The following is a 6,000-nucleotide window of genomic DNA, read 5'->3' as shown; positions in this document are numbered from 1 at the left end:
GCCATTTGGTACTTCATCCATCACTACAATGCATCATTACTTGTGTAGCACTACCAACAGATGAACTTACTGGATCTTGAGTTACGGGTTGAGTCTCTCGTGTACTCTCTTGGGAGTCAGACTGATTATCCTTTACGTTCATGGTGTTCTCGACAAATAAGCTTAGGTTAGGCAATCAACTTGCATCCGCTGAGTACATTCCAATAGAATTGAGAAAGTTTCATTGCCAATAGTCTTTCTCATCTTGAGCGGTGCTTTTTGGCGAAGGAGGCTGAGGTTCTTCTAAAATAAAGTCGGTAATTAGAGAAAGATATTTCTTAAGCCGTTCTTTCTCCCCAGCAGGTAGTGGAACAGGTACGTAAAGATATACTTTTCTATGATTAGAAAGGGTAAACTCATGTCGATCTAGCCCTTCAAGCTCAGAAGGGTTTGTTTCTGGAGCAGTGTTTGTTCTTGATTTAGAGACTTGAGAAGAAGTCCAATTACTAGCGTTAGGTTGTTGACTTCTAGTCTGATTAGTCCTCGTTTCTTCTTCTAAAGGCAGCTCTTTAATTTTCTCTGTAAGCGTCTCACCGTTACCCTGTGAAGTAGCAACTTTGAGATTTCTATTTGAGTCAATCATGCCTGCATAGTCAATCGATTCAAGAAAAACACGAGCGGCTGTTTCTGCGGCTTCTTTGAGGATTCCATGCTTTGGATTTAAGTATAGTTCGCGAGCTAACTTGTCAAGCTTTGGTAGCTGATGGTCTTTATACTGATCAATCAACTGCTTGTAGAGGTCTGGCAGAAGAACTGCTTCTTGTCTTGCTTGTGTAAGTTGCTCCGGATTATCGTCTTCAGTGTGAAAAGCATTAATCCATTTGCTTGAAACTGAGAGATAATCGTCCCCCTCATACTCAATCAGTCCAAACTGATTCGCGGTAGCCCGTAATCCCCTGAAAGCTCCATTCTTAACGCCTGTGTATCCAACCTTTTGAGCAACATCATCTTGATCACGCTTATTTGCCCCTAACTTAAAGGCTTGTCTGGCTAATTCTTCAGCTTGTCTCAGTGTGTAACGAGGGTGAGGGATACTTCTGCGTCTAGAACCATCAGATGCGCTCTCCTGAGACTTAGATACACCGTTACTATTCCCACTAGGGGTTGCATTAGTCATAACTAGTTTCCTCAATTTAGTTAACCTGCCAGACAAGCAAAAATGTTAGTTAGAGCGTTTTAAAGACTGTTCTTCAGATTGGTACGCTACATATGGCGACGTGACTCTCTTGCAACATACCAAGCTTGTCAGGACGAATACCGCTTTGGCTAGCCCGTCTAGCTTAATCGTTATTCTAAACGCTATTTTGTAAATCGACAAGACGCCTGGGACGAAATTCTTACGAGCTAGACGGATTTTTTTGGCTAGCAGTATCAATCTGTTAAGGTGGAGTGTTCAACCATGAGCTAGGGCGATCGCCCTCCAGTCCCGCAATCCGAACATCACAGGCAGCACAGAGGCTATGGGATTTAGACTGGAGGAGCGGTCTTTGCGATCGCGTCTCAGTACAAATGCCCCATCAACATCAAGTCAACCGTGGAAAACAACTTATTGCAGCGCATCACCCATCATCCAGATATTTGTCATGGCAAACCTTGCATTCGTGGGTTGCGCTACCATGTTGAGTTCATCCTTGAACTTCTCAGTTCTGGCATGACGACTGAAGAAATTCTGGCTGACTACGACGATTTGGAAGCAGACGATATCTTTGCTGTCCTCCTTTTCGCTGCCCGCCTGAGCCAGGTCAAAAGCATCTACAAACTGGCATCATGAAGTTTCTCGTCGATGCTCAACTTCCCATTCGGTCAGCCCGACTGCTTCAAGAAGCGGGACATGACACCATCCACACCAGAGAACTTCCCCAGCAAAATGCGACTCCAGACTCAAGCATTAATGCACTTTCCCTTCAGCAAGAACGAGTTGTCATTACCAAAGACTCAGATTTTGTCGATTCTTTTCTTACCGTGCAGCAGCCCTATAAACTTCTGCTCGTGACAACAGGGAACATCAAAAACTCAGAGTTGGAAAGGCTTTTTTGGACAAACTTATCAACCATTCTTGACCTGCTCTCCCAGCACACTTACATCGAATTGAGTCGAGACTCTGTGATTGTTCATCAGTAAAATGAACATTTCAGTCCAATCGCTTCACAGCTTCTATCCACGGCTCAAGCCCTTTCCTCGTAGGCATCCTGTTGGTAGTAAATGCCCAAATATCTCGCCGTTGGTTCGGGCTGTAGCTGATGTGGATGGGTTGATCATCCCCGTAGTAGTACAGCGAGTCAAACGGCAAGCGCTGCTCCAGAATCCACTCTACGAGACGATCGCTCTCCAGCCCCACAAGCTGAAAATCACAGGCAGCACCGAGTCGATCGCAGTAATACCTGCCATTCCGATTCACCTCATGTGCCATGTGCTGATCTCGGCTCGAATCAACTCGCCCATTTTTGATCCCCGTCTCTGGGTCTTTCTGGCTTAAAAACCGCTTCAGATCCTTCGAGCAAAACCCGTAGGTCAACTGAAACCGCTCCCTGCCGAAGTGGTCAATCACCGGATCAAGGATGTGCTGACACAAAGCCTCCAACGCTGGAAGCGTCTCCTCCAGGTTTTTCGGGTACGGGTCAATGCGGTCATCATACTTCCGGTACGTCTGCGTACAGGTGCAAAACTCCTGCAACGTCAGATACTTCCCCAACAAGTTTTCATGCATTCAAGCGCAAGCCTCCTGAAGCGGGCACCCTAACTCTGAACAGAGACTCAAAACACCTCACTACAGAGTATGGCTGCCATCCTGTCAAAAACCAATTTCATGAGCGGGCTGCAATGCCACAAGCAGCTTTGGCTAGAAGTGCAGGAGCCACACCGAGCCACTGCCCTAGCTCCAGCCCAACAGCGGATCATTGACCAGGGCAACGAAGTGGAGCAATACGCCCGTCAGCAATTTCCCGCTGGGCAACCGATTGAGGGAAGCGGAACTGAAGCAATGCAGGCAACTCAAAAGGCGATCGCCGCTAGAGCCGCCTGTCTATTTGAAGTCACCTTCAGTTTCGATAGCTTGTTCATCCGCTGCGACATTCTCTAAAAAACTCCAGCAGGCACCTAGGAACTGATTGAAGTCAAATCCTTCAGCAAGGTTAAAGATGAGCATGAATGGGATTTAGCCCTTCAAAAATACGTCTTGACTGGGGCGGGGCTAGCCATCAGTGGAACCAAGTTGATGCATATTAACACTCAGACCTGCGTCTTTCCAGACTTGGCAAACCTCTTCACGGTCGCGGACATCACCGCAGAGGTCGATCGCCTCCTGCCTGAAATACCCAAGAGACTGGAGCAATTTAAGGTAACCCTAACTGAAAACCTCGAACTAACACTGGTGATGCGTGCTGACGCACAGGCTATCGCCATCGGCAAACACTGTGCCAATCCCAACCCTTGCCCGTTCACGCAAACTTGCTGGCAGCACGTCCCTGAAGTCTCGATCTTTACCATCCCTCGCCTAGACTGGAAGAAAAAAGACGCACTACTTACTCAAGGGGTGCTGGCAATACGTGCTTCGCACACACTCCGTGACCGCCGACCTGTCACCCAGCTACCCTCTGTCAGAAAACCAGCGTACCTACGTTGATAGCGTGCTCAGCCATCAGCCTGCCGTGGATAGAGCCGCGATCGCTGCCAATCTCGCCGAACTCACCTATCCCATTCACTTCTTGACTTTGAGGCACAAAACCCTGCCATTCCTAGATTTGATGGGTTAAAACCCTACGAGCAGTTCCCCTTCCAGTACAGTTGCCACATCCTCCACGCAAAGGGGCAGGTCGAACATCGCGAATACCTTCACACCGACACGTCCGATTCAAGAGCGCCGCTCGTTGTCGCATTAGTCAGCGACATTGCACCTGCTGGTTCCGTCATTGTCTACCACCAGTCCTTTGAAGCGAGCCTGCTGCGAAAATTGGCTCAAGCCTTCCCTGCCTATGCATTTCAATTGGAGTCGATCGCGACCCGACTTTGGGATCTCGAAGACATCTTCAAGCATCACTACAAGCATCCTGACTGCCGAGGCTCGACTTCGATCAAAAATGTCCTGCCAGTCCTCGTGCCATCCTTGAGCTACAAAACCTTAACTATTCAGCGAGGCGATCAGGCACAGACCGTTTGGGAAACGATGATTCCCTGCACAAACCAAACGGAGAAGCAAGGGCTGGCTAATGACCTCTGCGCTTATTGTCAACTAGACACTTTGGCAATGGTAGAAATTTACCGATCGCTCGTAGGAATAGTCGGAGTAGAACCTTAAATTCAACGGTTTTAAACTAAAATGTCTCTGTGATTTTATGTTTTGATTTTACCGTCTCCAGAAAATTACTAGAGGAATAGGGAGTACGTTTGACTATCAGAAGAAGTAGTTGGGTTTAAAGCCCCCTTCCTGGAAAGCTTTTTGGATTATAGTCTTCTTCCTTCACACGTATGGGTGCTCAAAGCATTCGAGTTCCAGCTCCGGACTTTGGTCAAAAGCAAAAACACTGAGCGCAGCCAGGAGTGGTAAGAGTGCAATCTAAGCAGCGTTGGGAAGCGGTAGTAGTGTCAAGATAAAACGACAGAGCCTTGCATCCCTTGCTGCTTCCCACCTTTGTCCGGTTGAAGGATCAACATCTCAAAACTCTGGAACAGACAATTCTCGTTTATTGCCTGCGTAGTGTTTATAGATCATCTCTGCACTATTCCCAGCAAGTCGGGCGACATCTTTTGCTTCCAAACCATTTTCCAGCGCCAGCGTAATGAAGGTATGGCGAGTTTGGTAGGGCTTCCGATACCGAACAGTAGGCAGTGTTTGCAAGATGCTTGACCAGGCTCGGTTGCGGAAATTGTGGAAGTCAATATATTTGCCTTTGGGACTGGGAAAGACTAGCGCCTCTGGATCATGCCGTTCAGTCTGAATCGCTTTAAGTAGAGCTTGGAGTGATCGATTGGCTGGAAACTTACGCAACTCCTGCGTTTTGAGTCCCTGTCTGCAAATTAAACCACTTCCAGAAACGATAACGGATTGCTCAAACGTAATTAAGCAAAAATCGTGACTGATGTGCTTCCACTGAAGCGCGGTGGCAAAGCCTGTGCAATCGCACGTATCGCCTCACTCGGTCTGCAACCTGTCTTGAATAAAAAGCTCACAAACGATGCGTAATGCCGGTAATAGCGGTTCTGCTCAAAGGCTTGAATAATGGCATCCCGTTCCTCTGCGGTAAAAGGATCGATTTCTTTTTCTCGATTGTTTGCACGGTTCTTGGGTAGTTTCACCTCTAACGCCATGCCATCAAAGGGATTGTGGGAGATGATGCCAGACTTCATAGCCCAATGACAGCAAGCAGAGATCTGAGTCAGAAAGCGTTTGGCAGCATCAGGGCTACGGTTTGCCACGACCCAGTCTCGAATGGCGATCGCGTCAGCCAACGCTTTCGTCGGCAGATACTGCTCAATACACCGTCTAGTCGTGGCAAATTCTTTTATCAGCGTATTCGGCGACAGGCTAGGACGCTTGAACTCGGTATATTGCTCCCACAGTTCATCCAGTGCTGGTTGTGCGACTGGTGCTGGGGTAATTGGGGTAGGGATTGGCTGGGGTTTGTATTTAGCCAGCGTCGGATCAAAATTGTTAGAGAGAATATCCAGCTCAATCTGCCGCGCCTTCATCTCTGCCAGTTTGCGGTTCGCAGGGGTATCCGAAAAGCCAGTAGAAAGATAGTGTCGTTTCCCACCAACGCTGAAAACGAGTTGTAAGCGCTCATTGGAGACCTTAATCTGAGCCGAGCCTTTACGAGCCTTATGTTTTGCGTCTTGGGCTTGCATCATGACGACATCGATTGGGGTAAACTCTTATGCTCTATAGTTTACCCCAAGTTTACCCCAATAAAAGGGACAAACAACTCAAAAAAGGTCAAAATTTAGCGATCGTCCGTGCCTGCAAAG

10 protein-coding genes are annotated in these 6,000 nt (G+C 47.8%); 6 read left to right on the top strand and 4 right to left on the bottom strand.

Features of this window, described 5'->3' with window-relative positions:
- Nucleotides 1–220: 220 nt before the first annotated feature.
- Nucleotides 221–1,156 (bottom strand): hypothetical protein, encoded by a 936-nt coding sequence (locus tag AC5JO6_RS15085; RefSeq protein WP_496081887.1) that lies wholly within the window; start codon nucleotides 1,154–1,156, stop codon nucleotides 221–223.
- 417 nt (nucleotides 1,157–1,573) lie between these two features.
- Here AC5JO6_RS15085 and AC5JO6_RS15080 point away from each other — a divergent pair, with 417 nt between their 5' ends.
- Nucleotides 1,574–1,810 carry a DUF433 domain-containing protein gene (locus AC5JO6_RS15080; RefSeq protein WP_496081886.1) on the top strand — a complete coding sequence of 79 codons (237 nt, stop codon included), beginning with the start codon at nucleotides 1,574–1,576 and terminating at the stop codon, nucleotides 1,808–1,810.
- The gene (locus tag AC5JO6_RS15075) at nucleotides 1,807–2,160 is read left to right on the top strand and encodes a DUF5615 family PIN-like protein (RefSeq protein WP_496081885.1); all 354 of its coding nucleotides are present in this window, start codon (nucleotides 1,807–1,809) and stop codon (nucleotides 2,158–2,160) included. Before AC5JO6_RS15080 ends, AC5JO6_RS15075 begins: the two co-directional genes overlap by 4 nt.
- Nucleotides 2,161–2,170: 10 nt before the next feature.
- On the opposite strand, the gene AC5JO6_RS15070 is transcribed toward AC5JO6_RS15075, so the two are convergent.
- On the bottom strand, nucleotides 2,171–2,746 hold the full coding sequence (locus tag AC5JO6_RS15070; RefSeq protein ID WP_496081884.1) for a hypothetical protein: 576 nt from the start codon (nucleotides 2,744–2,746) through the stop codon (nucleotides 2,171–2,173).
- Nucleotides 2,747–2,815: 69 nt separating this feature from the next.
- Here AC5JO6_RS15070 and AC5JO6_RS15065 point away from each other — a divergent pair, with 69 nt between their 5' ends.
- From AC5JO6_RS15065 to AC5JO6_RS15050, 4 genes are all read left to right on the top strand, one after another.
- Complete coding sequence (locus tag AC5JO6_RS15065) at nucleotides 2,816–3,118, top strand: hypothetical protein (RefSeq protein WP_496081883.1); 303 nt, start codon at nucleotides 2,816–2,818, stop codon at nucleotides 3,116–3,118.
- A 135-nt stretch (nucleotides 3,119–3,253) separates the two neighbouring features.
- Nucleotides 3,254–3,661 carry a hypothetical protein gene (locus AC5JO6_RS15060; protein WP_496081882.1) on the top strand — a complete coding sequence of 136 codons (408 nt, stop codon included), beginning with the start codon at nucleotides 3,254–3,256 and terminating at the stop codon, nucleotides 3,659–3,661.
- Nucleotides 3,662–3,665: 4 nt separating this feature from the next.
- On the top strand, nucleotides 3,666–3,791 hold the full coding sequence (locus AC5JO6_RS15055; protein ID WP_496081881.1) for a hypothetical protein: 126 nt from the start codon (nucleotides 3,666–3,668) through the stop codon (nucleotides 3,789–3,791).
- Nucleotides 3,770–4,333, top strand: a complete 564-nt coding sequence (locus tag AC5JO6_RS15050; RefSeq protein ID WP_496081890.1) for a DUF2779 domain-containing protein — start codon at nucleotides 3,770–3,772, stop codon at nucleotides 4,331–4,333. Before AC5JO6_RS15055 ends, AC5JO6_RS15050 begins: the two co-directional genes overlap by 22 nt.
- Nucleotides 4,334–4,690: 357 nt before the next feature.
- Here AC5JO6_RS15050 and AC5JO6_RS15045 read toward each other — a convergent pair whose 3' ends face one another.
- Nucleotides 4,691–5,023 carry a hypothetical protein gene (locus AC5JO6_RS15045; protein ID WP_496081880.1) on the bottom strand — a complete coding sequence of 111 codons (333 nt, stop codon included), beginning with the start codon at nucleotides 5,021–5,023 and terminating at the stop codon, nucleotides 4,691–4,693.
- Between the two features lie 71 nt (nucleotides 5,024–5,094).
- The gene (locus tag AC5JO6_RS15040; RefSeq protein WP_496081879.1) at nucleotides 5,095–5,883 is read right to left on the bottom strand and encodes an Arm DNA-binding domain-containing protein; all 789 of its coding nucleotides are present in this window, start codon (nucleotides 5,881–5,883) and stop codon (nucleotides 5,095–5,097) included.
- Between the last annotated feature and the right edge of the window lie 117 nt (nucleotides 5,884–6,000).

The organism is Tildeniella sp., assembly GCF_059505325.1.
Note: the sequence above shows the minus strand (reverse complement) of the source record. Positions and strands in the feature narration are given on the sequence as shown.

What these genes read in the sequence shown, in the direction of transcription:
- AC5JO6_RS15065 (WP_496081883.1), top strand. Translation starts at nt 2,816, where the DNA reads ATGGCTGCCATCCTGTCAAAAACCAATTTCATGAGCGGGCTGCAATGC.
- AC5JO6_RS15085 (WP_496081887.1), bottom strand. Translation starts at nt 1,156, where the DNA reads ATGACTAATGCAACCCCTAGTGGGAATAGTAACGGTGTATCTAAGTCT.
- AC5JO6_RS15040 (WP_496081879.1), bottom strand. Translation starts at nt 5,883, where the DNA reads ATGATGCAAGCCCAAGACGCAAAACATAAGGCTCGTAAAGGCTCGGCT.
- AC5JO6_RS15060 (WP_496081882.1), top strand. Translation starts at nt 3,254, where the DNA reads ATGCATATTAACACTCAGACCTGCGTCTTTCCAGACTTGGCAAACCTC.
- AC5JO6_RS15075 (WP_496081885.1), top strand. Translation starts at nt 1,807, where the DNA reads ATGAAGTTTCTCGTCGATGCTCAACTTCCCATTCGGTCAGCCCGACTG.
- AC5JO6_RS15070 (WP_496081884.1), bottom strand. Translation starts at nt 2,746, where the DNA reads ATGCATGAAAACTTGTTGGGGAAGTATCTGACGTTGCAGGAGTTTTGC.